Raw genomic sequence first — 23883 nt, 5'->3', positions numbered from 1 at the left:
GGGCAGCCTCCCTCTCAGGCCGGATAACGATTGACGCGGTAGAACGTCTTCACGTGATCGGATTCCTTGTAGCGCGCCTTGCGCTTCTCATCGTTGGTTTCACTGTCGGCTTGGGCGGACCCGACCAACGGTGTTGCAAGCGCCGCGCCGGCACCGGCGGTACCCAAGCCGACCTTGCGCAGGAAATCGCGGCGTCCGACCTTTGCTTTCGTCTCGTCACTCATCGCATCTCTCCCGGACCGAAGCGCCTCGGTCAGCTGGCGAATGTAAATGCTTCCGTCTCGATTTCGATGAAAGTGCGGCCGAGCGCGCCGACTGCGCTATAGAAACGGGCAGTCCCCGCGTTCTCGATGTCCGCGAACAATCGCCCTATCCATGGCGACACGTGCTTTTCGAAGAAGGCGCGCTGCGCCTCGTGCGAGGCATCGAAGCGGCCATCGGCAAGGCCCGACATGATCTCGCACAGGATGGCAGCGTGATCTTCGGGTTCGGAATCGTTGGCGATACGCTCGATGCCGAGCGTCATCAGGTCGCCGCGCAGGCGCGACAGGGGCCGTTCGTTGAGAAAGCCCGTGAGATAATAGGAGGCATAAGGCAGCAATTCGCCGCGGCCGAGCCCGACGAACAAATCGAAATACTCCCGCTCGACTTTCGACGGGACGGCGCTCGAGGCCGCGTCGGCGAGCGCCGCATGCGCGCGCCCGAGCGGCGTCGCGTCTCCGCTGAGCGCGGCGAGCTGCTCGAGAAGGCGCTTCGACGGAGGTGCAGACAGCAGCACCGCGAGCAAGGCGTATTCCCGCGCGCGCGCCGCATCGATGGGATCGACGAGCTCGGCGGAGCCGGCTTGCTCACTGTAAAGATCGGGCCGCAGATCGTTTCGGGAGACGCCGGTCGCCGTTTCGACTGCAACCACCCGTTGTGCGGGCACACGGGTCCAATTCGAGACGGAGGGCTGGCTGATGCCTATTTTGCGTGCAAGCTGAGCGATGCCGCCTGCGGCATCGATCGCTCGATCAAGTCCGTCATCGCGCACGTGGACCTCCCATCCCAGTCCCGTCTGCTTGATTATCGCTTTTGTTACAAAGCAGTAGGTAGCGTAATCCGGGTTCCAGCAACGGTCAATCGCCTGCCATAGCCTGTCCCTATAGTCTTTGGTCGTGGTTCAGCGCGGCAGTGCACCACCATGCGTGCGGGACCTCACAGGCTCTGCAGAATCCGCAGGTCTTTCACCCACTGTCGGTTGCACTGCAGCAGGGATTGCCAGGTGCTGCGTCTCATCGGGCGGCTCAACGACATTGGAAACAAGTGCCACATCGGCTTGATGCGATTCCGCCGGAGAATCGGCCGTTTCGATCGACGCCTCAGCAAGAGTCTGGGCCGCCTCGCGCACGCCGCCGACAATGCGATCGACCAGTGCGGCCAGCTCCTCCGAGGAACAATCCAGCGGGCCAAATCCCGGCATCGCCGTCGGGTCATTGAAGTCCCATGCATTCTCCGCGAGCCCGACGAAGTCGCGAATCGCGGGATCGGTCGCCCAAGCGCGGCGAAGGGCCGCAAGGCTCAACTCCCGAGGGATCCCCTTGCCGAGGAAGGCCGTGATGTCGGTGGCAGCATTGATCTCGTCGATCGACGGCAGGCTCGACAGATCGAACTCGGTCTCGTCCTTTTTTGTTTCGGACGGCGGCGTCGGCTGCGCCGGGGCAGGTTTCGCCGGCTCCGCTCGCGACTGCTGTTTGCGGCGGGACCAACGCGCAAGGAAGTCCTCCTCACTCATTCCTTTCCGCCTTCATGTTCGCGCCGCGCCAGCGCCTCCGGATCGGCACGGCGCCGCTTGCGCTTGACGAATTCGCGCTCGACATGGTGCTCGGCCACGAAGCTTTCAATCGCTTCGCGCAGCACTTCCGGCATCGGCACGGCCTCGACGAGATTGTCGGCGGCTTCGGTAAAGCCTTCGCCCTCGGCGGGGTCGGCGGTCACCGCGGTGACGGCATAGGGCCAGGCGCCTTCCGCGGGCGACAGCACGACCCAGATGCTCGGACGGCCGGAGGCCAGATTGTCGCGATAGCGCGCCGTCTCCGACGGATAGAGATCGATGGTCGCGCTTCCGGCATAGAACAGGGTCGTGCCGTCCTGCTCGCGAAGCACGGTCCAGGGTTGGGTCGACGGCTCGTCCGGCAGGACGGCAATTCCGCGCCAGATGAAATCGACCCAAGGCGAGTCGGCACGGCGCCGCTCGACCACGACGCCGACGGCAATCGAGAGAGACGGCAATGCCGCGGGGCTCATGTCGCCATCTCCAGGCGCTTCACCGGCAACCCGGTCAGCAGATTCTGTGGCTTCATCCGCAGCTTCTGATCCGCCGTCATCGACAGGATCAGGTAGACCGGCTCATCCCCGACATCGTCGAGGGCACGGCTGGAATCCGCAAACGTCAGCCGGAACAGCGCGAGCACGCGATCGGCGTCGCGCTCGCCGAGCTCTTCGCCGTGCCACAGACGGTCGCCGAGCCTCGTGGCATCGGCATCGAGCCCGACATACCAGGTCAGCTTCGCCTCGTGCAGCGCCCGTAGCGGCTCGATCACGACATCGATGCCGAGCAGATGGGAGACCCAGCGCGTCATCGCCTGCGCCAGCGCTACAGGTCCGCGGCCGTCGGCGGTCAGGTCGAGGGCCATGTCGAACTGGTCGCTCCGGTGCCAATAGGCCTCGGCATTCTCCTCGCCCAACACCTCGACTACCGCATCGGTGGTGGCGCCGAGCATCGACATCAGCGAGAGCACCGGGGTCGGGCTCCGGCCGCCGACGACCTCCTCGTCTCCCAGCAACAAAGCGTGCTCATGTGGGAGAACGCGCTGGATCCGGAAGAACAATTCGGCCGCGCGCAGCACGAACGGGTCGTCGCAGCCGTCGAGCGCGTTGCGCAGGATGACGTGCACGAGCTGGTTGACGAACAGCGGCGGCAGATCGTTCGCCCCTGAGCGGAGCCAGGCAAGATAGGCCGCTTCGAGCGTCGGATGCCGCAGCAGAAGATTGCGGAACGCCAGCACGAACTGCCAATTCTCCCTGGCATCCGCATCGGCAATCGCGGCGATCTCGCCGGCGTTAACGACTTGGCGCGGGTCTGCAAGCAAATCGCGGTGCAGCCGGCGTTCGACCGGGCATGCGTCGTCCGGAGGCATCAGCTCGGGACGGGCAAAATAGGCTTTGAGAAATTCGTCCGTGACACGCAGGCCGCCGCTCTCGTCGCGATCGAGCAGGTGGTGACCACAGGCGATCCAGAAATCGTTCATCGGACGGTCGGCTCCCGGCCGAGATCCGCAAGCCTGAGATCGCCGTCCGGCTCGACGTCGTCCTCCATCTCGATGAACGAGAACGCCTTGCCATGCCCCTGGCCTTCCCGAAGCTGCAGCCGGCGGAACGACTCGCGGACCGCCCCATCGCTCGAGGTGCGGTGCACTGCAATAAGCGAGCTGATGGGATGGCTGCAGAGCGACTGGGCGAAAGCGACCTCCTCTTCGGCGGCCGTTTTCGCCGCCGCCATGTCCGGCGCGCCGAAACGATCGACCAATTGCCTCGACAGCAAATCGACCAGGCCGTGGTAATCGTCCGCGGTCGCCGGAACGATCTGCGCCAGGGTCGACCAGCCCCAGGATTGCACCCCGAGGAACCCACCGCGAAACGCCGCGCGGGCCTTGCCCTCGAGCTTCGCGCCATCGCAATCCCAGAAGCGGAAGGCGCCGGAGACGGCCCATTCGCCCGGCTCTGCCGCCACGTCGAACGCGAAGGTGTCTGACGGATCGAGCGCGATCGTACGCAGGAGCTTCACAGGCGCGGTCCTCCGAGGGCCGGATCGAGCCAGGACGGCACCGCGAGCGCCCGGACCAGGTCGCTTCGTTCGATCGTCTCCGTCCCGATGCGGCGCGTCAGGAGGTCGCCGCAATCATCTATGCGCTGTATCGTCTGCCTTTCACGCGGCATTCGCGTGAGATAGTCGCGCGCGACGCTGTCGAAGCCGTCGACCCGCCAGCCGTCCAGCGCCAGCATCAGATGCCGGGCGAAGCTTTCCGTGATCTGCGCCGCGCCCGCCTCGCCAAAGCCTTCCTGGTCAAGCGCCGAGGCCAGCGGGTGGACGCCTGGATCGTCATCGTTCATGGCAACCGTCCGTATCATCGCGCCGAAGACCAGCCAGGGCGGCGGCGCCTCCTCGTCAGCTCCGGAACACCAACCCATCCGTCCGCCGCCGACCAGCCCCCCGTCGATCCTGACCGCATCCGGCCAGCCGATCGTGATCGGCTTGCTCGGCGGTGCATAGGCGCGAAGCGCGTCGGTGAGCGCGACCATGCCTGCGTAGAACGCGCGCCGCGCGCTGCGCAACGGCTCGGCCGGCTCGAGCACCACGGCGAACTCGGCGAGGTCGAAGCGGCCGACATAGACGAGCGTTCCGGCGCCGCTCTCCGGTGCGATGCGGCATGCATGGGCAAAAGCGTCGCCGCTCTCGCGCAATCGCACCAATGTGAACGGCGGCGGCAGGTGGATCGGTTCCGCCGCGGAAACATGGCTCACTGGGATCGACGGCAGACCGTCCTCCGCTTTCCTTTTCTTCCCGATGGATAATGTCTATACGAGGCGAAGGGCCGGCGCGAGTCCGTCGTCGTCGTCCGAAAGGCGGAGGAGTTAACCTGGAGCAGCCGTCGAAGACCATCCTGATCTGCTCGTGCGAAGACACGATGCGCCTCGACGTGGCTGCAATCCGGCGCGCATGTCCGAACAGCGAGGTCAAGAGCTTCCGCCACCTCTGCGGGGCGGAGCTCGATCATTTCCGCAACATGGCCGCGACAGAAGGCGTGTTGACGGTCGCCTGCACGCAGCAGGCGGCGCAGTTTTCGGACGAGGCCGGCGAGCGGCCTGACGCGATCGGCTTCGTCAATATCCGCGAGACGGCCGGCTGGTCCCGCGACGGCGCGCACGCCGGCGCAAAAATGGCCGCCCTGCTCGCATCCGCCTCCATCCCCGCCCCGGACTATCCGCTCGTCACCTTGTCGAGCGAGGGCGTCATCCTGATCTACGGGCGCGATGAGGCCGCGATCGAGGCCGGCCGCCTGCTTGCCGATCACCTCGACGTCACCGTGATGCTGAAGCAGCTCGATGACACCGTGCCGCCGGTTGCCACGGTGTTCCCGATCGTGAAGGGCACGATCCGCTCCGCGAAGGGACATTTCGGCGCGTTCGAGCTGGTAATCGACGATTATGCGCGTCCCCGCCCCTCCTCGCGCGATCGCTTCGTGCTCGACTCGCCGCGAAGCGGGGTCACCTCGCGCTGCGATATCGTGCTCGATCTTTCCGGCGGTCTGCCAATGTTTCCCGCCCACGACCTGCGCGACGGCTATCTCCGCGCCGACACGAAAGATCCCGCCGCGGTGCTGCGCGCGGTGCTGACCGCGCGCGATCTCGTCGGCAGCTTCGACAAGCCCAGATATGTCGAGGTTGCGCCGGCGCTTTGCGCCCATTCGCGCTCGAAGCGTACGGGCTGCCATCGCTGTCTCGATCTTTGCCCGACCGGGGCGATCACGCCCGTCGGCGATCATATCGCAATCGATCCGAACATCTGCGCGGGCTGCGGCCAATGCGCGGCGGCCTGCCCGACCAGCGCAGTCTCCTACGCGCTGCCGCCCGCCGATACGCAGCTCCAGAAACTTCGCGCCATGCTGCTCGCCTATCGCGAGGCCGGCGGCGCGAATGCGGTGCTGCTCTTTCACGACAGCCCGCACGGCACGCCGCTGATCGACGCCCTCGCGCGGCATGGCGACGGCCTGCCGGCGAACGTGCTTCCCTTTGCCGTCAACGAGCTCACGCAGGTTGGGCTGGAGGCGATCGTCGGCGCCTTCGCCTATGGCGTCTCTGCCGTGCGCTTCCTGCTCCGTGGCAAGCCGCGCCACGACGTGACCGGATTGACGCAGACGATCGCGATGGCTGACGCCATCCTCGGCGGCCTTGGATTTGCGGGCCGTCGCCTCGCCACCATCGAAACCGACGATCCCGACGCGCTCGGCGCGCATTTGACTGATATCGGCACGCTCGCCGCGGTCCTTACGGCGGCAACTTTCAAGACCGTCGGCAAGCGGCGCGATCTCTTGCGGTTCGCCCTCAGCGAGTTGCACCGGCTGGCGCCGCAGCCGGTCGACGTCATCGCGCTGCCGCAAGGTGCGCCCGTCGGCGCAATCAGCGTCGAGACCGATGGCTGCACGCTGTGCCTGTCCTGCGTCTCGGCCTGCCCGACCGGCGCATTGCGCGACGATCCCGAGCGGCCGGTGCTGAAATTCATCGAGGATGCCTGCGTGCAGTGCGGCCTGTGCCAGAGCACCTGTCCGGAAAAGGTCATCAGCCTCAAGCCGCAGATCGATTTCCGGGCGGCGCGCGCGCCTGCCGTTGTCATCAAGGAGGAGGAGCCCGCGCTCTGCGTCCGCTGCGGCACGCCCTTCGGCGTCAAGAGCACGATCGACCGCATCGCCGCCAAGCTCGAAGGCCGGCACTGGATGTACCCGGCCGGCGACAAGCGAATCGACGCGCTCAGGATGTGCGCGGACTGCCGCGTCGTGGTCATGAGCGAACAGCAATTCGATCCGTTCAAGGGCGTTCCGGAACGAACGCCGCCGCGAACGACGGATGATTATCTCCGCGAACGCAACGGCAAGGACTAAAGCGGACGCCGTCGAATCGGGGCAAGGCAATCATCTCGACGTCGCGCGGGCCAGAAATTCGGTCAGCGCGCGCCGGTCCTCGGCCGAGCCGATGCGCTGCTCCGGCATCTTGGTGCCGGGGGTGTAGGCATTCGGCCCGATTTCGAACAATCGTGCGACGGTTTCCGGCGTCCAGACGATGTCCATCGTTTTCAGTGCATCAGAGAAGCGATATCCCGGCACCGAAGCGATCTTGCGGCCGTAGAGTCCCGCAAGTGTGGGACCCGCACGCTGCACCTCCTTGTCCGAGAGCGTGTGGCAGGCAACACAGGCCCGAAACACATCGGCGCCGTGATCGCCGGCATAGGCCGCAAGCGGGTCGGCCGGTGTGCCGACCAGGCTTGAACCGATGGGATTGCCGGTGCGGGCATTCCAGCGCCTGATCCTGCCGTCCGCACCACCCGTCATCAGTGTCTCGCGATCGGCAAGGAAGGCGACCGCCCACACCGGCAGCCCGGGCCCAACCAGGGTGCGCAGCAGGTTGCGCGACTTGCGCTCGATGATCGCCACCGTGCCGCCGATCCCGGCCGCAGCGATCAGTGCACCGTCCGCCGACATGGCCAAGGCCACCACCGGCGTCGGACTGGCTGCGACCTCGCCGCTGACCTTGCCGTCCGTTGTCAGCATGCGCAGCCTGCCATCGACCGCGCCCGTGACGATTTCACCATCCGGCGCGACAGCCACCGCGTTCAGCGGCGCCGGCAAAGTCACGATGTCAGGTTGGCCATCCGGCAAACGCCAGATGCGCAGCGCAAGATCGTAGCCGACACTGACGAGCCTGCCGTCCGGCAGGAAAGCGACCCCATTGACGTTCTGCGTATGCCCCTCGAGCATGCGGGATGTGCCGTCCGACAGCGACCAGAGCCGCACTGTCTGGTCCCATGACGCCGATGCGAGAAGCGTCCCATCGGACGACACAGCAAGCGCCGCGATCGGTGCGACATGTCCCTCCAGCACCCGGTCCGGTTCCGGCCGGCCCGCCGTCCACACCGCAATGCGCGCATCGGCGCCGGCCGTGATCATGCGGCCGTCTTTGAGAAAGGCGACGGCATTGACGCCATCGGCGTGATACCGCAGCACGTGCTCTGCCGTATCCGTCCTCAGCGACCAGCGGATGACGGCGGTGTCGAAGCTGCCGGAGAGAAGGCTGTCGTCATCGGGCGAAATGGCGAGAGCCCGTATCGGGCCGCCGTGTCCGACCATGTCGGCATGCACGGACGATGCGGCAAAGATGGCCCACAGCACTGCGGCCACCTTAGTGCACAGAGCTGATCTGTTCATTCCTGGCCGCCCGCTGACATTCACCCCCTCGAGATTGCCAGAAGAGGCAACGGAAATGAATATCCTGGAACGGTCTACTTGAAACAGTCTACTTGGCCGGTGCCGTCGTGGTCTTGGACGACCCCTCCGGCGCGGGCTGCATTCCGGGCGGACTCTGGCCCTGGGGGCTTTCGGGCGGCGCACCACCCGAGCCGGTATTGATCGGACCCGTCCAACCTTGCGGCTGGAGCTGGCCCTTGTCCTCGGGAGGCGTTTGCCCCGTCGGCGAGTTGGTTTGCGCCGGCTGGGCCAGGGCGCCCTCGACAATGCAAAGTGCTGCGAAGCACAGGATCGTTCTCGGTAATTTCACGCCAAGCCTCCGATGCGCTCACCAGGCCTGCAGAAAACTTGCAAGACCCGCATCCGTTCCGGATCGTGCAGCGCAGCAGCGCCGAGCTCCGGTCCCTTGGCTCGATGGGCGATGCGTCTTTCCGCCGATCCCGTGTTCAAAAGCCCATAGCGGGCGGATGGCTGATGCGATCGACGAGCTTGCTCGCCGCAGGCCCTGTCGTATAGATGGCGTGGTCCAATCGAGGGAGGCTGAGGATGAAGGCTTTTTTGCTTGGCTGCGTCGCGGCCGTGGTGATCGCGGTTGGTGGGATGGTGATCCTCGATCGCGTGCAGGAGCCCGCCGCGCACGCGTTTGCCACCACCGGGGTGCGTCTCTAAGAAGGCTCACTCGCGCTTGAGCCCGATCGGCCCGAGGATCGGAGCGGAGGGAACGAGCTCGACCTTGCGAACCATAGCTTCCTGCAGCCGAGGATCGTAGATCATTGCCTGCGCCGTGCAGACGATGGCACCGCGCAAGGTGCGCTCCACGCGCCATTTCCGCCTCCGGCTTCAGAATTTGGTAACCATACGAGCATGGTTGAACGCATTGACGCAAATCGCGCGGCGGCAGTGTCTGACCTGTAACGGCCCTGGTATAAGCGCAGCTACGGTTCGAACGACGTTCGCGGATGATCCGGTTTCCTTGTGCGCATGAATAAGCCCAGCAATACGTTCGAGATCGCCATCGAGCCGTCGTTCGACTTTCTGTCTCCGGAATATGCAGAGCTGTTCGATCGTTCGGCTGCCACTGCCTTCCAGCATCCGGTCTGGCTGCATAGCCTCTACACCAGGCTCGCGCCTGAAACGGGTGCAACGGCCCTGGTCGTCATCGTGCGCGACCGCGACACCGGCACGCTTGCGATGGTGTTACCGCTGCTCCGAATCCGGCGCGGTCCAATACGAACCATCGAGTTCGCCGACCTCCGCGTCTCCGATTATCTGGCACCGGTTTGCAGCCCGGACGTGTTTTCACGATTGCTCGATGATGCGGCTGCGTGCGCGCAGATTCGTCGCCTTGTCCGCCCCTTCGATCTGCTCCGGATGGCCAAGCTGCCTGACGGACGGCTTCCGATCGAGGACCTCCTGGCCACGTCCCGCCGTGTCTCGATGAACACCAATGCTTATGCCACGGTTCTGGTCGCGCCGTATGAGCAATGGCGGGCCAGTGCGATGGATCGCTCCTACCAGAAGGAGCTCGCCAAGAAATATCGCCAGCTGCAGAAGAAGGGCGCGCTGAGCTTCTCATGCTGCAGCGACAGCGCCGCCGTGCTCGAGACGATGGAGGTGATGAGGAAGTTTCGCGGCCCGCGCTTTCACGCACAAGGCGACGGAGACCTGCTGCAGCGGCCCGAATATTACGGCTTCTATTCCGACGTCGCCCTTCGGGGCCTCGGCTCCTTCGTCCGCCTCTATGCCATGAAGATGGATGGCGAAGTGATCGCCGCCGTGCTCGGATTGTGTCACCGCGGCAGCTTCCTCGTCATCATGAGCGCCTTCGACATCGCCGGCTACAAGAGCCAGTCCATCGGCGCGCTGATGTTCGAAAAAGTGGCGCGAGATTGTATCGAGCGCGGAGATCAGATGCTCGACTTCACCATCGGCGACGAGCCATACAAGAAATCGTTCGGCGCACAGCCTTCACCGATGTGGGAGGTCACGCAGGTCGGCAGCGCCGCAGGCGCAATCGCCCTCTTCGCGCTGAAGCAGGCGCCCTGGCTCAAACTGGCGGCCAAGCGGCTATCGGATCTGAAGGTTCAACCCGCGCACACTGCGACGCCCACGCGCTGACCGGCGAAAGTCGCAGAGTTCAAGCGCGCAGCGCGCCGCGGACACGCCCGAGCCAGCCCGGATGCATCTGATCGACGCGGTGCGCAAGACTGCGCCGCAGGAAGTGCAACCGTCGCCGCACGTCCCAGCCGATATCGGCGCGCGAGGTCAGCGCCTGGCGGAAGCGTGCCATCTTCAGCGACTGCTGATCCGCCGCGATCTTGTCGCGATCGGCATAGAATTGCGAGATCTTCTCCAGGCCCATGCCTGCAGTCATGAGCCATCGCGGCACATATTCGGTGCAGAGACGGTCGACGTCCACGAGCAGGCGGGCGACGCCCGTTCCGGCCGCGGGACAATTGGTCTGGAACGCATCGCCGATGAGCACGATTCCGGGCCGGAGATGCCCCTCGACGACGGTCAGATCCATCACCCAGTTCTGGACGCGATCGGTCACACGGAAATCGCCGAGGTAGCTCCGCAATCCCGGCAGCAGGCGCAAAACTGTCGCCTCCGGCTCGCGGCGCAACTCGCGCATGATCGGATCGGTCGGATCGCGGAACATGAAGAGATTGGCACGCATTCCGGCGTGGACGGGAAACAGGCTGAGATAGTCTATGCCATCGGCGGTGCGTTCGCCGTAACAGGTCAACGCCTCGAAATCGAACGGCGTGCCATCCTTGCGCGCGATCGTGAAACCGAACGACACCGAATGGCGCTCGGCAAGCACGCGCCGCCTGATGCCGAGCTTGTAGCCCAGGGCTCCCGCCATGCCGGTGGCCAGAACGACGAGGCGCGCCGTCACGCGCCGTCCGGAGGCGAGCTCGAGATGCTGGACATCGCCGCTGCTGCCAATCGCTGTGACCTCGTCGACGATCAGGTTGGAAGGATCCGGAAGCTGGCGACGCGCCATTGCGACGAGATCGGCATAGGCAAATCCGTAAGCCCTGCCGATGCTGACATCGACCACCTTGCCCTCACGGATGTTGAGCACTTGATCATATCGGCACGCGACATCTTCGAGCGCATCGAGAAAGCCGAGCTTGCCGAACAGCTCCAGCTGATGGCCGCCGATCTTCTCGACCCGAAACTCATCCGGATGGACTGCCCGCTTGTCGATCAGAGCGACGCGACGCCCTGCCCGCGCCAGCACGGCCGCCGCAAGCGATCCCGCAAGACCGCCACCGACGATGGCGACGTCCGAGCCGATGGTTGCGGTCTCGTCCCCGTCAACCGGCTCGGTCACGGTTCTCGTCATGGCTCCGGCTCCCACGGTTAACAGCGTCTGCAGTGCAATTCTCTCGCCTGATGTCGCATCGCAGGGCCGGGTGCGAACATTTCCTGAGATTGAGGTTAATGACCGCAGGTGCCCAGTTCGCCGACTCGCCGCGGCACGCGTCTTGCTGTCCCGAATCCATTCTGCACGCGAGCCCCAGATCTCGCCTTCTCAGTCGTCGATGCGGCGCTATGCCGTCCGTCGCGCGCGTTGGAACTCGCAGATGTTGGACAATGGAGACAGCGATGTTCCAGAACGAAGCAACCCGTATCACCGCGATCGCCGAAATCCTCCAACTCGTCCATTAACACTCGCGGTTGCTCGACATGCTAGATTCTCGCCGGTATCGGAACATGTCTCGTCAGGGGAGCGCGGCTCCCTTAACCCTTCCATGATCGCATCCATTCTCCAGTTCATGCGGCGCGACGTCACGCGCGGCGTTGCCGGGACCATCCTGCTCAAGGTCGGCAGCGGCGTGCTCGCGTTCGCGTTGTTCTCGCTGGCTGCGCGGACGATGTCGCCTGACGGCTTCGGCATCTTTGCGACCTGGCTGTCGGTCGCGCAGATCGCAGCCGTCGTGGGACTGGTCGGCCAGGAATCCCTGCTGGTGCGATTCCTGAACGAATACCAGGTCGGCGAAAGGCCGGACCTTACCAAGGGCGTGCTGCAATCGAGCTTGAAGATCGCCTCGCTCGCAATGCTGATCGTGATCGGCGGGATCGCGATCGTCGCGAGCATGAGAGGCGACTGGTGGCTGCTGATCCTTGCGGTGTCGGCCTACACGGCCGTCAATGCCGGATTGATGCTCGGCAGCCAGATCGCGCGCTCGCTGGTCAGCATTCTCATGGGCGAAGGAAACCGCGAGTTCCTTTGGCGGGCCCTCGTCGTCGTGTTCCTGCTCGTCATGCTGCTCGCCCATCGCCAACTCGATCCGGCCGAGCTGTTCGCGGCGATGACGGTCGCCATGTCGGTTGGCCTTGTTGCGCAGGTCGTATCCGTCGCGCGCGTGCTGCCGGATCTGCGCAGTACGCCGGCGCGCTCGGAGACGTCGCGCTGGCGATCAAGTGCCCTGCACTTCTGGCTCGCATCGATCCTCGAAGTCGCCAATCAGTATCTCGACGTCATTCTGGTCTACTGGATGCTGGATCCGACGACCGCGGGAATCTACTTTGCCGCCTCGCGCCTCGCCAACATTTTCGCCATGGTGTCCGCGGCGCTTTACACGTTCGGTGCGCGCCGGCTCCCGTCGCTCTATTTCAGCAAGAACCACGGGGAGTTCGAGCGGACCTCGCGCTTGATGGCGGAAGTGACTGGGCTCTGCGTCGTCGCCGGTCTCGCCACGATCTGGATCGGCGGCCCCTATCTCCTCAACCTGTTCGGACCGCATTTCGCCGAGCAGCATTCGGTCCTGATCGTGCTTGCGATCGGAACCGCCATCCAGGCGGCGGGGGGCCCGGCTGCTGCGATCCTGCAGCTGACCGGTCATGAACGAATCTATGTGCCGGTGGTCGCTGCCAACGTCGGGCTGCGGCTCGTCGGATTTCTCGTCCTGGTCCCCTTCCTCGGCGTGCTTGGCGCGGCGATTTCGACGACCGTGTCGCTCGCGCTCGCGACCATCGCCCTGAACGTCCTCTGCCGCCGGCGCAGCGGGGTGGATCCTTCCGTTCTGGTGCTCTTGCGCTTCCCAGCATCGAGGCGCGGCAATTATGCCGTTCGCAGCGCGGACTCGCGTGACTAGGTGTCAGCACGCGCCGCCGGGGTGAACGCGCAGGACCGATTGGTTAACGCGCCAGCCGGGAACCAGCGGAAATGCTGCGCCAACGACACCGTCGCCATCGCGCCGCATTAACTCCGTTTGTTGCTAGCCGGTGTCCGCGGGATGCCCGCATGATAGGTACGGAGTTAAGAAGGTGAAGATTTCGTTGCTTTAGCGGGTCGGGATCCGTGCTCCATTATCAGCCGAACAAGGACCTGGACGAGACGAGCGCGACGGCACCTGCGCGGCCGAACGGCAGTGGGCGAAAACTCCACGTGCTTCTTGCGCAAACCCAGGCCGAGAACGCCGGTGCACAGGAGATATCGCGGCTGCTCGGCGCCGGGCTGACCGCGCGCGGTCACCGGGTCACCAATCTGTTCTTCTTCCGCAAATCGGACTCCTTTGACGAACCGCCCGCCACGCTCTATTGCGCGCCGAGCCGGCCGGGCAATCCGCTGGCGCTGCTGCGGATGCTGTGGACGCTCGGCCGCCACATCAGAACCACCAGGCCCGACGCCGTCCTGACCTTCCAGCATTTCGGCAACGTCATCGGCGCCGGCGTCACGCGCCTCGTCAGCCGTGCACCCGTCGTCGCCAATCAGGTTTCATCCGCGCTGGCGATGAGCTGGCCGGTCCGCACCGCCGACATCGCCATGGGCAGCCTCGGCTTCTTCGACTGCATCACGCTCAATTCGCAGGACATGGAGCGCGAATATTCGCGCTACCCCGCGGCCTACCGGTCGCGCATGGTGCATGTGCCGCACGGCTTCGACGACAAGGCCCTTACCCTGTCGAAGGAGGCGGCACGAGGTCAATTCAACCTGCCACCGGACCGCGTCCTGCTCGGTTGCGCGGCACGGCTGCATCCGCACAAGCGGCTCGATCTGGCGATCGGTCTGCTGCCGGATCAACCGTCCTGGCATCTTGCGCTGGCCGGCCAGGGAGCCGACGAGGCCCGGCTGAGGCAGCTCGCGAACGACTTGAACGTCTCGGACCGTCTGCATTTGCTGGGAGAGATTCCTCCTGGCCGGATGGCGGACTTCCTTGCTTGTCTCGACGTGTTCGTCTTTCCGACCCAGGCCGAGACCTTCGGTCTGGCCGCGGTCGAGGCTGCCAACGCCGGTGTTCCCTCCGTCGTGACCGATCTTCCCGTCCTGCGCGAAGTATTGTCCTACGAGGGCAGACCGACGGCGCTCTTCGTCGATGCCTCCGATCATGCGAAGCTCTCCGCGGCGGTCTCCAGGCTGGTAACCGACAAGCAATTACGTGACGAGCTGCGACAAAACGCCAAAGGCCTGCGGCTGCGCTATTCGGTAGATGCCATGGTCGAGGAATACGTCCGGATTCTCGACCGGGTCGTTTGACCTGATACGTCGGAACAGATTGGCTCGACATGATCATCGAGTTTCGCTGTGAACGTGACTATGCGCGGCGCTGGATGGACCGCAGGACGCTGTCGGTCGACGGCCGGGACATGCCGGTGCAAGTTGCATGGACGGCAACGGCGGAGCCGCGGCCGGCAGGTCTCGATGCGCTGTTCGAGCTCGAACGCATCGTGTTGCACAAGGGCAAGCACAGCGCCGCCGACAGGCTGACGATCAGCTCCGAACCAGCACGGGTCAGCATCGGCACCGCCGACGTAATCGTCGATTTCACGAATGCCCCGCGCGATCCGGCGAGCCCGGCCCGGCTGTATCTGCGGCCGCTGTTCAACGGCGTCGCAGGCGAAAATGCCGCGCTCGCCGCCATCCTCGCCGGCGACCTGCCCGTGATCGAGATCGTCAACGAGATCGACGGTTCGGTCCTCGACCGCGGCCATCCGTCCGGTGAGATTGCTGCGGGCCTCAGTGGTGCGCTCGAAACGATCATGGCGCGGACCCTGACCATGCTGGCGGCGATCCTGTCGGGAAGGCCGCGCATCGTGCCGCACCTGCCGCGCCCCGCTTCAACTGTCCCGCACCGCGGACCCGTTAGCTACGTGGCGCGCGGCCTTGCCGTATCGATCGCCAAGGAGATCTATCGCCTCTGCTGCTATGCCCCGCATTGGCATGTCGGATGGCGCTTCAACGACGGCCCGGGCGTCTGGCAGACCGGAGACCTGTCAGGTCCAAGCTGGAACGTTCTGGGAGATCCTGGAAACCACTTCTACGCCGATCCCTTTCCCGTCACGTGGCAGGGACGGACCTTCGCCTTCTTCGAGGATCTCGATCACCGCGTCGGAAAAGGTATCATTTCCGCGATCGCGTTCAACGACGCGGGGCCGATCGGCGAGGTGATGCCAGTGCTGGAGGAGCCCTGTCACCTCTCCTATCCGTTCCTGATCGAGGACGATGGCGAGCTGTGGATGATCCCGGAGAGCTCGACCCGCGGGGACGTCGCCCTCTACAAATGCACTCGGTTTCCGGACAAATGGGAGCGATACGCAACGCTCCTTTCCGGCCTCGAGCTGGCCGACGTCACGATCACGCGCCACAACGGCCTGTATTATCTGTTTGGCGCCTGGCGCGACGGAACGGGTGGCTATTCGGATTCGCTGGCGATCTATTACGCCGATCGCCTCCTGGGGCCCTGGTTGCCCCACGCCAGCAATCCCGTCCTGATCGACCGCGCCAGCACGCGGCCGGCAGGAAATTTCGTCACGCTCGATGACAGACTGTGGCGGCCGGTCCAGGATTGCACCGACGGATACGGCGCAGCGCTTGCCCTGGCGGAAGTGGTCGAGCTGTCGCCGACGGCATTCAAGCAGGTCGTCCGCCACTCTCTGAAGCCCGGACCGGCATGGCCCGGCAGGAAGTTGCACACCTTGAATCGCTGCGGGCGGCTCGAGTTGATCGACGGATCGCGCGTCCAGCCCAAGACCAGTCTCTTCGCAAGCGCAATTCCATCGGCCGTGTCACCTGCGCGAACCAATCCCTCCACCGCGCGCTAACTAAGGCGCGATGCGCTCAGAATGAATCGTCATCGCGCTTTAGCGATCAGCGCGGGTACTGGCGCGGGCGGCGCGATCGAACCGCCGCCCGTCATCTCTCGTGCTTCGAACGCCGCCCCAGCAGCGGACGATGCCTTATTGCGAGCGATCCGAGGTCCAGCCCTTGTACGCGGCGACGTTGTCCCGTGTCACCAGCTTGGACGGCAGCAGCTCGACGGTCGAAGCCGGCTTCTGGCCGTTGAGAATGCCGACGCCGACCTGCACGGCGCGCCGCGCCATGAAGAACGGATCCTGCGACGCGGACGCCTGAATCTGCGGCGACTGCGGATCTTTCAGCGCCGCCTCGATATCGGGCGCGCCGTCGACGGCGGTGATGATCATGCCGGTTCGGTTCTGCTGGCGTGCCGCAAGGTCGGTGCCGATCGCCTGCGGATCGTTGATGGCGAAGATGGCGTCGATCTTGGGGAAGCGGGTCAGATAGCCCTGCGCGACGGTGAGGCCGCCCTCGCGCGAGCCCTTGCCGTCCTGGTCGCTCGACAACACCTTGATGCCGGGATTCTTCGCGAACACGTTCTTGCAGCCGACCACACGGTCGATCACGGCGGAGACCTGCGGCCCGTTCTCGATGATGACGTCACCCTTGCCGCCCAATTTGTCAACGATGTACTGGCAGGAGATCTCGCCGGCCTGCACGTTGTTCGTGGTCACGGTGGCATCGGCGCCCTCGGCCGCGGTGTCGACCGCGACGACGACGATGCCTGCGGCTTGCGCCTTCTTGATGGCCGGCCCGATCGCCTTGGGATCGCCGGGATTGAGCAGGATCAGGTCGACGCCAGCGGCGATGAAATTGTCGATCTGGGTGACCTGCTTGCCGAGGTCGTATTCGAAGCCGACCGTCGTGATCTTCACGTTGGGATTGGTCTTCTTGGCCTCGAACTCGGCGCCCTTCGACAGCGCGACGAAGAACGGGTTGCCCATCGATCCCAGCGAGACGCCGATCGACTTGAGCTCCTTGGCGAAGGATGGTGCGGTGGTGAGGGCAAGCGCCATGGCGGCGCCGGCGAGCATGATCGTCTTCAACATGGACTTCCTCCCTGGTCTGTCTTCGTCCCCGGCGCGGCAGACCAGTTGCCGCAACGGAATCTCGTCTCAAGCCATGCGCACACCGCTGCGCGCCAGGCTTCAAGTCCTCGCGGAGCCTTGCAGCCGATAGCGGTCCAGCGCCACGGCGCCGATGATCACCAGGCCCTTGATCACGTATTGCCAGATGTCGGAAACGCCGATGAGGATGAGGCCGTTGGACAGCACGGCGATGATCAGCGCCCCCACCAGCGTGCCCCAGATCGAGCCGATGCCGCCAACGAACGAGGTACCGCCGAGGATCACCGCAGTAATCGCATCCAGCTCGTAGGACTGGCCGAGCTGGAGGCCGTTGGCCGCATAGAGCCGCGCCGCCTGCATGGCGCCGCCGAGCCCGGCGAAAAGTCCGGAGATGCCGTAGACGAAGATCAGGACGGCCCAGACCTTGATTCCGGCCAGCCGTGCTGCGCTCTCGTTTCCGCCCACGGCATAGATATGCACGCCGAGCACGGTTCGGCGCAGCACCAGCCAGGAGACGAGAATGACGAGCAAGGCGATCACCGAGAGCCACGGGATCGACGCGACGCCAGGAATGAGCGTCAGCGAGCCGTTGCCGATGAAGGCATAGGGAATGGAGGGATTGAACACGGTGGTGTCGGCCCCGAGCAGCCGCGCCAGGCCGCGCACCGCGGTGAGCGAGCCGAGCGTGACGATGAAGGGCGGCAGGCGCAGCAGCGCAATCAGCGCGCCGTTGACGATGCCGAAGACGAGGCCGGTGAGCAGTGCGGCCGGCAGCCACAGCATTCCGAGCTCCGGCATCTTGGAGAGCGTTAAACCCGCCATCGCGGAGGCCGCCAGGATCGAGCCGACCGACAGGTCGATGCCGCCGGTGAGGATGACGAAGGTCATGCCGGCGGCGAGCACGGTGTTCACAGCGGCCTGCTGCAATACGATGCCGAGATTTTGTCCTGTGAAGAAGCGGCCTTCGGACAGCACGTTGAAGCCGATGCAGAGGATCAGCAGCACCGGCAACATGCCGAGCGCGCTGATCAGCATCCTCATCCGCTGGCGTCTTGTTTCCGCGGCAGCGCCGTTGGTCGTCGTCGATGCCGGCTTTGCCCCCACAGCACCATTGTCAGGCATCGAGACGCTCCATCCCCGTGGCAAGCCCCATGATGTCTTCCTGCGCCAGCGGCGAATGCGGACCGCGGCTGACCTCGCCGGCGATGTGCCCGGCACGCATCACGATGACGCGGTCGCAGATGCCGATGATCTCGGGCAAATCGGACGAGATGACGAGGATCGCGGTGCCGGCCTTGGCGAGATTGTCGATGATCGAATAGATTTCCGACTTGGCACCGACATCGACGCCGCGCGTCGGCTCGTCGAGAATCAGGACCTTCGGCGCGATGGCGAGCAGCCGCGACAGCAGCACCTTCTGCTGGTTGCCCCCTGACAGGCCGCCGGCGGGAACGCCGGCATTGGCGGCGCGGATGCTGAGGCCTGCAAAGGCACGGTCGGCACGCTCGCGTGCCTTGTCGCGATCGAGAAACCAGCCGAGCTTCGCATCGCGGCCGAGCACGGCGAGGTTGATGTTGTCCAGACACGACATGTCGAGAAACAGGCCGAGCGCTTTCCTGTCTTCCGTCAGATAGGCGATGCCGGCCTCGAGCGCCTCGCCCGGCGTGCGGATCTCGACCGGACGTCCCTCCAGCTCGAGCCGGCCGGAGGTTTTCGGTGACGCACCGATGATGAGATGCGCAAGCTCGGTGCGACCGGCGCCGATCAGGCCGGCAAGGCCGACCACCTCACCCGCATGCACGGTGAGCGAGCAGCCCTTGACGCGCCCGCCATCGGCCATGTCGATCGCCGCGAGCACGGGATGCCCCCGCCCCGCCTCCGGATCATGGTCCTTCTTGTAGAACGAGGAGACGTCGCGACCGACCATCAAACGAACGATGGTATCGGCGCGGATCTCGGGCTTGTCGAGCGAGCCGACCAGGCGGCCGTCGCGCAGCACGGTGACGCGATCGCCGAGCGCATAGACCTCGTCCATGCGATGCGAGATGTAGATGATGGCAAGCCCCTCGGCGCGAAGCTGGCGGATCAGCGCAAACAGCCGTTCGCTTTCGGCGGCCGACAGCGAGGTGGTCGGCTCGTCCATGATGAGGATTTTCGATCTGACGTGCAGCGCACGCGCGATCTCGACCAGCTGCCGCTGCCCCATGGACAGATGCGCCACCAGCGTCGAGGGCAGGAAGTCCGCGCCCAGGCGCTTCAGGATCGGGCCGACGCCCTCGCGCATGGCGCCGCGCGCCAGCAAGCCTGATCGCGATATCTCCCGTCCCAGATAGATGTTCTCGGCAACGCTGAGATTGGGAGCGAGCGACAGCTCCTGGTAGATGATGGAGATGCCCGCCGCGCGGCCGCCGAGCGGGCCTTCGATCCGCACCGCCCTGCCCTCGATGCGGATCTCGCCGCCCGGGTCGGGCCGGTAGGCGCCGGACAGGATCTTCATCAGCGTCGACTTGCCGGCGCCGTTCTCACCCATCAGGGCGTGAATTTCGCCGGGATAGACGGTGAGATCGACGGCCCGCAGCGCCTTGATGCCGAAGAAGGTCTTCGAGACCCCGCGCATCTGGAGGATCGGATCGTTCATCGTGCCTCCCGGCGCACAATGCGTTTCCCACCCGCGTCTCGTTTCTCGGCAACGCGGTTTGGTCATTAAACAAAAGCGGGTGACGCAGGGCAATACCGAAGGCGAGTATACCGAAGTATGCAAACCAGATTGGGCCAGCTAGTGGCGCGGCCGATACAGGTCGCGCCAGGCGGGAAGCCGTTCGGCGTAGGCATCGATCAGTGCAGCGTCGGGCTCGAATGTTTCGATGCGCTGCGGCTGCATGCATACGTCACCGATTGCCTCACCCGTGACAGCAAGCCGCCCCAATCTCGCCGCACCGAACGCGGCGCCGGTCTCACCTCCGGCAAAGCGGTGGACCGGAACGTTCAGCACGCTCGCCAGCACCGACAGCCAGAAGGCAGAGCGTGAACCGCCGCCGATCACGTCGGCCTCCGCAATCCCGATGCCGGCATCCGCGAGCGCATCGCGGCAATCGGCAAGCGCGAAGGCAACGCCTTCGAGCACCGCCTGCACGATCGCCGCGCGATCGGTGCCATGGCTCAGACCATCCAGCATGCCGCGCGCGACGGGGTCGTCGTGCGGCGTCCGCTCACCGGCGAGATAAGGCAGGAAGCTCACCGGCGACGGCGCCTGAGGTCGCGCTCCAAGCGGCGCCAGCAGCTCGGCCTCCGTCGCGCCGAACAGGCGCGCGAGCCAGGCGAGGCAGGAAGCGGCCGAGAGGATCGCGCCGGCCTGAATCCACATGCCCGGAATGGCGTGGCAGAACGTGTGCACGACACGGTCGGGATTGGCGGCGATCCGGTCGGTCGGGACCATGAGCGCGCCCGAGGTTCCCAGCGACACGAAAGCGGCTTCCGGCCGGATTGCGCCGATGCCGATGGCGCCCGCGGGATTGTCGCCGGCCCCACCCGCGATCACCGGCTGCCTGATCATCCCCCAGCGCCGCGCGAGCTCGCTGCGCAGCGTGGTTGCGGGCGCGCATCCCTCGACCAGGCGCGGCATGTGCTCGCGCGACAAGCCGCTCGCTGCCAGCGCTGCGTCCGACCAGTCGCGGCGCGCGACGTCGAGCCATAGGGATCCCGAGGCATCCGAGACGTCCTCGACAGCCTCGCCCGATAGCACCAGTCGCAGATAGGCCTTTGGCAGAAGAACGAGTTTCGTCGCCGCGAAGATCTCGGGCTCGTGCGTGGCGATCCAGAGCAGTTTTGGCGCGGTGAAGCCCGGCATCGCCTTGTTGCCCGTCACCTCGCGCAAGGCGGGCCAGCGTTGCTCCAGGATACGGCACTCGCTGGCCGATCGTCCGTCGTTCCAGAGAATGCAAGGCCGCAGCGGCCTCAAGCTTGCATCGAGCAGCGTAGCGCCATGCATCTGGCCGGACAGCCCGATGCCTGCGACCGCTGCTAACGCATCGGCATGCGACGCCTTGAGAGCATCCAGCGTGGCGAAGGTCGCATCGATCCACTGCGCCGGATCCTGCTCGGAATAGCCCGGTTGCGGCGAGACGGTCGCGAGCGACCGGCTCTCGCTTGCGATCACGCGCTGGGCATCATCGACGAGAACCGTCTTGACCGCCGACGTGCCGAGATCGATGCCGAGATACATGCTGCTTCCGCTCACTTCGCCGCGTCGATCCAGATCCCCGGCTCTGAATGCTCCCGGATGTAGCCGACGAGGAAGTCGGAGAACACCCTGATCTTGGCAGGCAGCCTGACGCGGTTCTGATAGGCGATGTTCATGGTGAGCAACGGCAGCTGCCAATCGCTCAGGACAGGCACCAGCCGCCCAGCCGCGATATCGCCCTGCACGATATAGAGCGGCTGGATCAGGATGCCGAGCCCCGCGCGCGCCGCACCACAGATGATCTGGCCGTCGTTGCTGTCGAGCGTCGGCGCGATCCGGATCGTCTGCGTCGTGCTGCCCTGGCTCAGCCGTAGCGAATAGGGATCATTGGCGAGATTGTAGATCAGCATGTTGTGACGGGCGAGATCGGCGGGATGCTCCGGCCGGCCGTGCTTCTCCAGATAGGACGGAGCGGCCGCGAGCACGCGGTGCATTTGCCCGATGCGCCGGACGATGATGTTGGAATCCGGTTCGTGCTCGCGGGTACGGATCGCAACGTCAATGCCGGCTTCGATGAAATCGAGGTAGCGGTTCGCGCTGATGATCTGCACGCTGAGATCAGGATAGAGCGCACGGAAGGCTGGCAGCATCGGTGCGAGGTAGATCATCGCAAAGGAGAGCGAGCTCGTCACGCGCAGCATGCCCTTCGGCGACAGCGCGCGGTCGGAGACGGCGTCCTCAGCCTCGGCGAGCTCGTTCAAGAGCGTGCTGCAACGCTGCAAAAGCTCCTGCCCGGCTTCGGTCAGCCATTGCCGGCGCGTGTTGCGCTCGATCAGCCGGACCGCCAGCCGCTCCTCCAGCGCACTGAGATGGCGGCTCGCGGCCGCATTCGACATCCGTAGGATTTCGGCGGCCTTGGAAAGGCTGCCGAGCTCAGCGGTTTTGGAAAAGACCTCGAGTTGGAGCAGCCGGTCCATTTTTGCGAAATAAGGAAAAGAGACTTACAAATTTTGACCTTTATTTCCGATTTCTGCAAGGCAAAATGGCACCAACAAAGCACCATCGCAGGCGAGGAAATCAGGAAATGTCGGGCCCGATCAGGCACATCGTGATGTGGCGACTGCGCGGGGAGACGCCCGCGGAGCGCTCGGCCGCCCGGCTCAAGGTCAAGACCCTGTTCGAGGGCCTCAAGGGCCGGATCGACGGCCTCACCCATATCGAAGTCGGCATGGACGTCAGTGCGGTCGATTATGCCTGCGACGTGGTGCTGTTCTCCGAATTCACCGACCAGGCGGCGCTCGCCGCCTATGCCAATCACCCGGAGCACCTGCGCGTGCGCGAGGCGCTGGGCGACTTGCGGATCGGGCGCTTCCAGGTCGATTATCCCATCAAAGAGACCGGCGCATGATCGGCTCGTTCACCTTCGAAAACCTGCCCTGCCGCGTCGTGTTCGGCAGCGGCACGCTTGCCTCAGCCAAGGCCGAGGTCGAGCGGCTCGGCGGCAAGCGTGCGCTGGTGCTGACGACGCCGCAGCAGGAGGCACAAGGCAAGAGCTTGGGAGCCGCGCTCGGCCCGCTCTATGCCGGCATCTTTTCCGGCGCCACCATGCACACGCCGGTTGAGGTCACGGACCGCGCGCTCGCGGCAATGAAGGCATGCGAAGCCGATTGCGTCGTCTCGCTCGGCGGCGGCTCGACCACCGGGCTCGGCAAGGCTTTGGCCTTGCGCACCGGCGTCAACCAGCTCTGCATTCCCACCACCTATGCCGGCTCGGAGATGACGCCGATCGTCGGCCAGACCGAGAACGGGCTGAAGACCACGGTGCGCGATGCAGCCGTGCTGCCGGAGACCGTGATCTACGACGTCGACCTGACGCTGACGCTGCCGGCGAGCCTCGCCGCAACCTCCGGCATCAACGCGATCGCCCATGCCGTCGAGGCGCTTTACGCGCGCGACGCCAACCCTGTCACCTCGCTGATGGCCGAAGAAGGCATCCGCGCGCTGGCGCGCGCGCTGCCCGCCATTGCCGCCAGGAGCGACGATCGCGAGGCTCGCACCGAGGCGCTCTATGGCGCCTGGCTGTGCGGTGTCTGCCTCGGCACTGTCGGCATGGCGCTGCATCACAAGCTCTGCCATACGCTCGGCGGCACCTTCGACCTGCCGCACGCCGAAACCCACACCATCGTGCTGCCGCATGCGCTGGCCTACAACGCGCCGGCCGTGCCCGACGCGATGGTGCGGATCGCGCGCGCGATCGGGGCAGCCGATGCAGCTCGGGGGCTTTTCGAACTTGCGAAGCGGCTGGGTGCGAAGGTCGCGCTACGCGATGTCGGCATGCCCGAGGGCGGCATCGACAAGGCGGCTGACCTCGCAGTCACGAATGCCTACTGGAATCCGCGCCCGCTCGAGCGTGGCGCCATTCGCGACTTGATCGCACGCGCCTGGGCCGGCGAACCACCCGGCGCCATCAAAGCGGCAGCTTGAAGC

At 65.2% G+C, this 23883-nt stretch carries 24 protein-coding genes; 8 read left to right on the top strand and 16 right to left on the bottom strand.

What is annotated here, in order from left to right; all coding sequences use genetic code 11:
• Positions 1–14: 14 nt before the first annotated feature.
• From I6F17_RS31315 to I6F17_RS31285, 7 genes are all read right to left on the bottom strand, one after another.
• Entirely contained in the window at positions 15–224 is a 210-nt protein-coding gene (locus tag I6F17_RS31315) for a twin-arginine translocation signal domain-containing protein (protein ID WP_036005112.1), read from the bottom strand.
• A 29-nt stretch (positions 225–253) separates the two neighbouring features.
• Entirely contained in the window at positions 254–1033 is a 780-nt protein-coding gene (locus tag I6F17_RS31310; protein WP_225127780.1) for a molecular chaperone TorD family protein, read from the bottom strand.
• Positions 1034–1162: 129 nt separating this feature from the next.
• Positions 1163–1774, bottom strand: coding sequence for a DUF3306 domain-containing protein (locus I6F17_RS31305; protein WP_225127778.1), 612 nt, complete (start codon positions 1772–1774; stop codon positions 1163–1165).
• Positions 1771–2286, bottom strand: coding sequence for a DUF3305 domain-containing protein (locus I6F17_RS31300; RefSeq protein ID WP_225127776.1), 516 nt, complete (start codon positions 2284–2286; stop codon positions 1771–1773). The genes I6F17_RS31305 and I6F17_RS31300 overlap by 4 nt, the downstream gene beginning before the upstream one ends.
• Positions 2283–3290, bottom strand: coding sequence for a DUF6352 family protein (locus I6F17_RS31295; RefSeq protein ID WP_225127774.1), 1008 nt, complete (start codon positions 3288–3290; stop codon positions 2283–2285). The genes I6F17_RS31300 and I6F17_RS31295 overlap by 4 nt, the downstream gene beginning before the upstream one ends.
• Positions 3287–3826 (bottom strand): DUF6505 family protein, encoded by a 540-nt coding sequence (locus I6F17_RS31290; RefSeq protein WP_225127772.1) that lies wholly within the window; start codon positions 3824–3826, stop codon positions 3287–3289. The genes I6F17_RS31295 and I6F17_RS31290 overlap by 4 nt, the downstream gene beginning before the upstream one ends.
• Positions 3823–4563, bottom strand: a complete 741-nt coding sequence (locus I6F17_RS31285; protein ID WP_225127771.1) for a biotin/lipoate--protein ligase family protein — start codon at positions 4561–4563, stop codon at positions 3823–3825. The genes I6F17_RS31290 and I6F17_RS31285 overlap by 4 nt, the downstream gene beginning before the upstream one ends.
• A 164-nt stretch (positions 4564–4727) precedes the next feature.
• Between I6F17_RS31285 and I6F17_RS31280 the strand changes: the two genes are divergently transcribed.
• Positions 4728–6698, top strand: a complete 1971-nt coding sequence (locus I6F17_RS31280) for a 4Fe-4S binding protein (RefSeq protein ID WP_225127768.1) — start codon at positions 4728–4730, stop codon at positions 6696–6698.
• A gap of 30 nt (positions 6699–6728) precedes the next feature.
• Here the strand turns inward: I6F17_RS31280 and I6F17_RS31275 are convergent, their stop codons facing one another.
• Together I6F17_RS31275 and I6F17_RS31270 are read right to left on the bottom strand one after the other, a co-directional pair.
• Positions 6729–8018, bottom strand: a complete 1290-nt coding sequence (locus I6F17_RS31275) for a c-type cytochrome (RefSeq protein ID WP_225127827.1) — start codon at positions 8016–8018, stop codon at positions 6729–6731.
• A gap of 88 nt (positions 8019–8106) precedes the next feature.
• Positions 8107–8367 carry a hypothetical protein gene (locus tag I6F17_RS31270; RefSeq protein WP_128262436.1) on the bottom strand — a complete coding sequence of 87 codons (261 nt, stop codon included), beginning with the start codon at positions 8365–8367 and terminating at the stop codon, positions 8107–8109.
• Positions 8368–8603: 236 nt separating this feature from the next.
• Between I6F17_RS31270 and I6F17_RS37815 the strand changes: the two genes are divergently transcribed.
• Positions 8604–8726, top strand: coding sequence for a hypothetical protein (locus tag I6F17_RS37815; protein ID WP_260346694.1), 123 nt, complete (start codon positions 8604–8606; stop codon positions 8724–8726).
• Between the two features lie 6 nt (positions 8727–8732).
• Here I6F17_RS37815 and I6F17_RS31265 read toward each other — a convergent pair whose 3' ends face one another.
• Entirely contained in the window at positions 8733–8876 is a 144-nt protein-coding gene (locus I6F17_RS31265) for a hypothetical protein (RefSeq protein WP_193760202.1), read from the bottom strand.
• 162 nt (positions 8877–9038) lie between these two features.
• Between I6F17_RS31265 and I6F17_RS31260 the strand changes: the two genes are divergently transcribed.
• Complete coding sequence (locus tag I6F17_RS31260) at positions 9039–10175, top strand: GNAT family N-acetyltransferase (protein ID WP_225127766.1); 1137 nt, start codon at positions 9039–9041, stop codon at positions 10173–10175.
• Between the two features lie 19 nt (positions 10176–10194).
• On the opposite strand, the gene I6F17_RS31255 is transcribed toward I6F17_RS31260, so the two are convergent.
• Positions 10195–11412 carry an NAD(P)/FAD-dependent oxidoreductase gene (locus I6F17_RS31255; RefSeq protein WP_036034901.1) on the bottom strand — a complete coding sequence of 406 codons (1218 nt, stop codon included), beginning with the start codon at positions 11410–11412 and terminating at the stop codon, positions 10195–10197.
• Positions 11413–11821: 409 nt separating this feature from the next.
• Between I6F17_RS31255 and I6F17_RS31250 the strand changes: the two genes are divergently transcribed.
• From I6F17_RS31250 to I6F17_RS31240, 3 genes are all read left to right on the top strand, one after another.
• On the top strand, positions 11822–13168 hold the full coding sequence (locus I6F17_RS31250) for a polysaccharide biosynthesis C-terminal domain-containing protein (RefSeq protein WP_225127756.1): 1347 nt from the start codon (positions 11822–11824) through the stop codon (positions 13166–13168).
• A gap of 206 nt (positions 13169–13374) precedes the next feature.
• Entirely contained in the window at positions 13375–14550 is a 1176-nt protein-coding gene (locus I6F17_RS31245; protein WP_036034821.1) for a glycosyltransferase family 4 protein, read from the top strand.
• 29 nt (positions 14551–14579) lie between these two features.
• On the top strand, positions 14580–16115 hold the full coding sequence (locus I6F17_RS31240; protein ID WP_225127754.1) for a hypothetical protein: 1536 nt from the start codon (positions 14580–14582) through the stop codon (positions 16113–16115).
• A gap of 135 nt (positions 16116–16250) precedes the next feature.
• On the opposite strand, the gene I6F17_RS31235 is transcribed toward I6F17_RS31240, so the two are convergent.
• The 5 genes from I6F17_RS31235 to I6F17_RS31215 all read right to left on the bottom strand — a co-directional run bounded on the left by I6F17_RS31235 (position 16251) and on the right by I6F17_RS31215 (position 22373).
• A complete protein-coding gene (locus tag I6F17_RS31235) occupies positions 16251–17198 on the bottom strand; it encodes an ABC transporter substrate-binding protein (RefSeq protein WP_036023609.1) in 948 nt (315 codons plus the stop codon).
• 99 nt (positions 17199–17297) lie between these two features.
• On the bottom strand, positions 17298–18338 hold the full coding sequence (locus I6F17_RS31230; RefSeq protein ID WP_128262443.1) for a ribose ABC transporter permease: 1041 nt from the start codon (positions 18336–18338) through the stop codon (positions 17298–17300).
• The gene (locus tag I6F17_RS31225; protein WP_225127752.1) at positions 18331–19854 is read right to left on the bottom strand and encodes a sugar ABC transporter ATP-binding protein; all 1524 of its coding nucleotides are present in this window, start codon (positions 19852–19854) and stop codon (positions 18331–18333) included. Before I6F17_RS31225 ends, I6F17_RS31230 begins: the two co-directional genes overlap by 8 nt.
• Positions 19855–19992: 138 nt before the next feature.
• A complete protein-coding gene (gene xylB, locus I6F17_RS31220) occupies positions 19993–21438 on the bottom strand; it encodes a xylulokinase (protein WP_225127750.1) in 1446 nt (481 codons plus the stop codon).
• 11 nt (positions 21439–21449) lie between these two features.
• Entirely contained in the window at positions 21450–22373 is a 924-nt protein-coding gene (locus tag I6F17_RS31215) for a LysR family transcriptional regulator (protein WP_225127748.1), read from the bottom strand.
• A 107-nt stretch (positions 22374–22480) separates the two neighbouring features.
• Here I6F17_RS31215 and I6F17_RS31210 point away from each other — a divergent pair, with 107 nt between their 5' ends.
• Entirely contained in the window at positions 22481–22804 is a 324-nt protein-coding gene (locus I6F17_RS31210) for a Dabb family protein (RefSeq protein ID WP_036034831.1), read from the top strand.
• Complete coding sequence (locus I6F17_RS31205; protein WP_225127746.1) at positions 22801–23880, top strand: maleylacetate reductase; 1080 nt, start codon at positions 22801–22803, stop codon at positions 23878–23880. Before I6F17_RS31210 ends, I6F17_RS31205 begins: the two co-directional genes overlap by 4 nt.
• Positions 23881–23883: the final 3 nt, after the last annotated feature.

Origin of the sequence: Bradyrhizobium sp. NBAIM18 (assembly GCF_020193825.1) — a bacterium.
GTDB classification, from domain to species: Bacteria; Pseudomonadota; Alphaproteobacteria; order Rhizobiales; family Xanthobacteraceae; genus Bradyrhizobium; species Bradyrhizobium yuanmingense.
This window is presented reverse-complemented; position numbering and strand designations above follow the sequence as displayed.

What these genes read in the sequence shown, in the direction of transcription:
- I6F17_RS31295 (WP_225127774.1), bottom strand. Translation starts at nt 3,290, where the DNA reads ATGAACGATTTCTGGATCGCCTGTGGTCACCACCTGCTCGATCGCGAC.
- I6F17_RS31235 (WP_036023609.1), bottom strand. Translation starts at nt 17,198, where the DNA reads ATGTTGAAGACGATCATGCTCGCCGGCGCCGCCATGGCGCTTGCCCTC.
- I6F17_RS31255 (WP_036034901.1), bottom strand. Translation starts at nt 11,412, where the DNA reads ATGACGAGAACCGTGACCGAGCCGGTTGACGGGGACGAGACCGCAACC.
- I6F17_RS31260 (WP_225127766.1), top strand. Translation starts at nt 9,039, where the DNA reads ATGAATAAGCCCAGCAATACGTTCGAGATCGCCATCGAGCCGTCGTTC.
- I6F17_RS31240 (WP_225127754.1), top strand. Translation starts at nt 14,580, where the DNA reads ATGATCATCGAGTTTCGCTGTGAACGTGACTATGCGCGGCGCTGGATG.
- I6F17_RS31250 (WP_225127756.1), top strand. Translation starts at nt 11,822, where the DNA reads ATGATCGCATCCATTCTCCAGTTCATGCGGCGCGACGTCACGCGCGGC.
- I6F17_RS31210 (WP_036034831.1), top strand. Translation starts at nt 22,481, where the DNA reads ATGTCGGGCCCGATCAGGCACATCGTGATGTGGCGACTGCGCGGGGAG.
- I6F17_RS31225 (WP_225127752.1), bottom strand. Translation starts at nt 19,854, where the DNA reads ATGAACGATCCGATCCTCCAGATGCGCGGGGTCTCGAAGACCTTCTTC.
- xylB (WP_225127750.1), bottom strand. Translation starts at nt 21,438, where the DNA reads ATGTATCTCGGCATCGATCTCGGCACGTCGGCGGTCAAGACGGTTCTC.
- I6F17_RS31300 (WP_225127776.1), bottom strand. Translation starts at nt 2,286, where the DNA reads ATGAGCCCCGCGGCATTGCCGTCTCTCTCGATTGCCGTCGGCGTCGTG.
- I6F17_RS31305 (WP_225127778.1), bottom strand. Translation starts at nt 1,774, where the DNA reads ATGAGTGAGGAGGACTTCCTTGCGCGTTGGTCCCGCCGCAAACAGCAG.
- I6F17_RS31315 (WP_036005112.1), bottom strand. Translation starts at nt 224, where the DNA reads ATGAGTGACGAGACGAAAGCAAAGGTCGGACGCCGCGATTTCCTGCGC.
- I6F17_RS31215 (WP_225127748.1), bottom strand. Translation starts at nt 22,373, where the DNA reads ATGGACCGGCTGCTCCAACTCGAGGTCTTTTCCAAAACCGCTGAGCTC.
- I6F17_RS37815 (WP_260346694.1), top strand. Translation starts at nt 8,604, where the DNA reads ATGAAGGCTTTTTTGCTTGGCTGCGTCGCGGCCGTGGTGATCGCGGTT.
- I6F17_RS31230 (WP_128262443.1), bottom strand. Translation starts at nt 18,338, where the DNA reads ATGCCTGACAATGGTGCTGTGGGGGCAAAGCCGGCATCGACGACGACC.
- I6F17_RS31280 (WP_225127768.1), top strand. Translation starts at nt 4,728, where the DNA reads ATGCGCCTCGACGTGGCTGCAATCCGGCGCGCATGTCCGAACAGCGAG.
- I6F17_RS31205 (WP_225127746.1), top strand. Translation starts at nt 22,801, where the DNA reads ATGATCGGCTCGTTCACCTTCGAAAACCTGCCCTGCCGCGTCGTGTTC.
- I6F17_RS31275 (WP_225127827.1), bottom strand. Translation starts at nt 8,018, where the DNA reads ATGAACAGATCAGCTCTGTGCACTAAGGTGGCCGCAGTGCTGTGGGCC.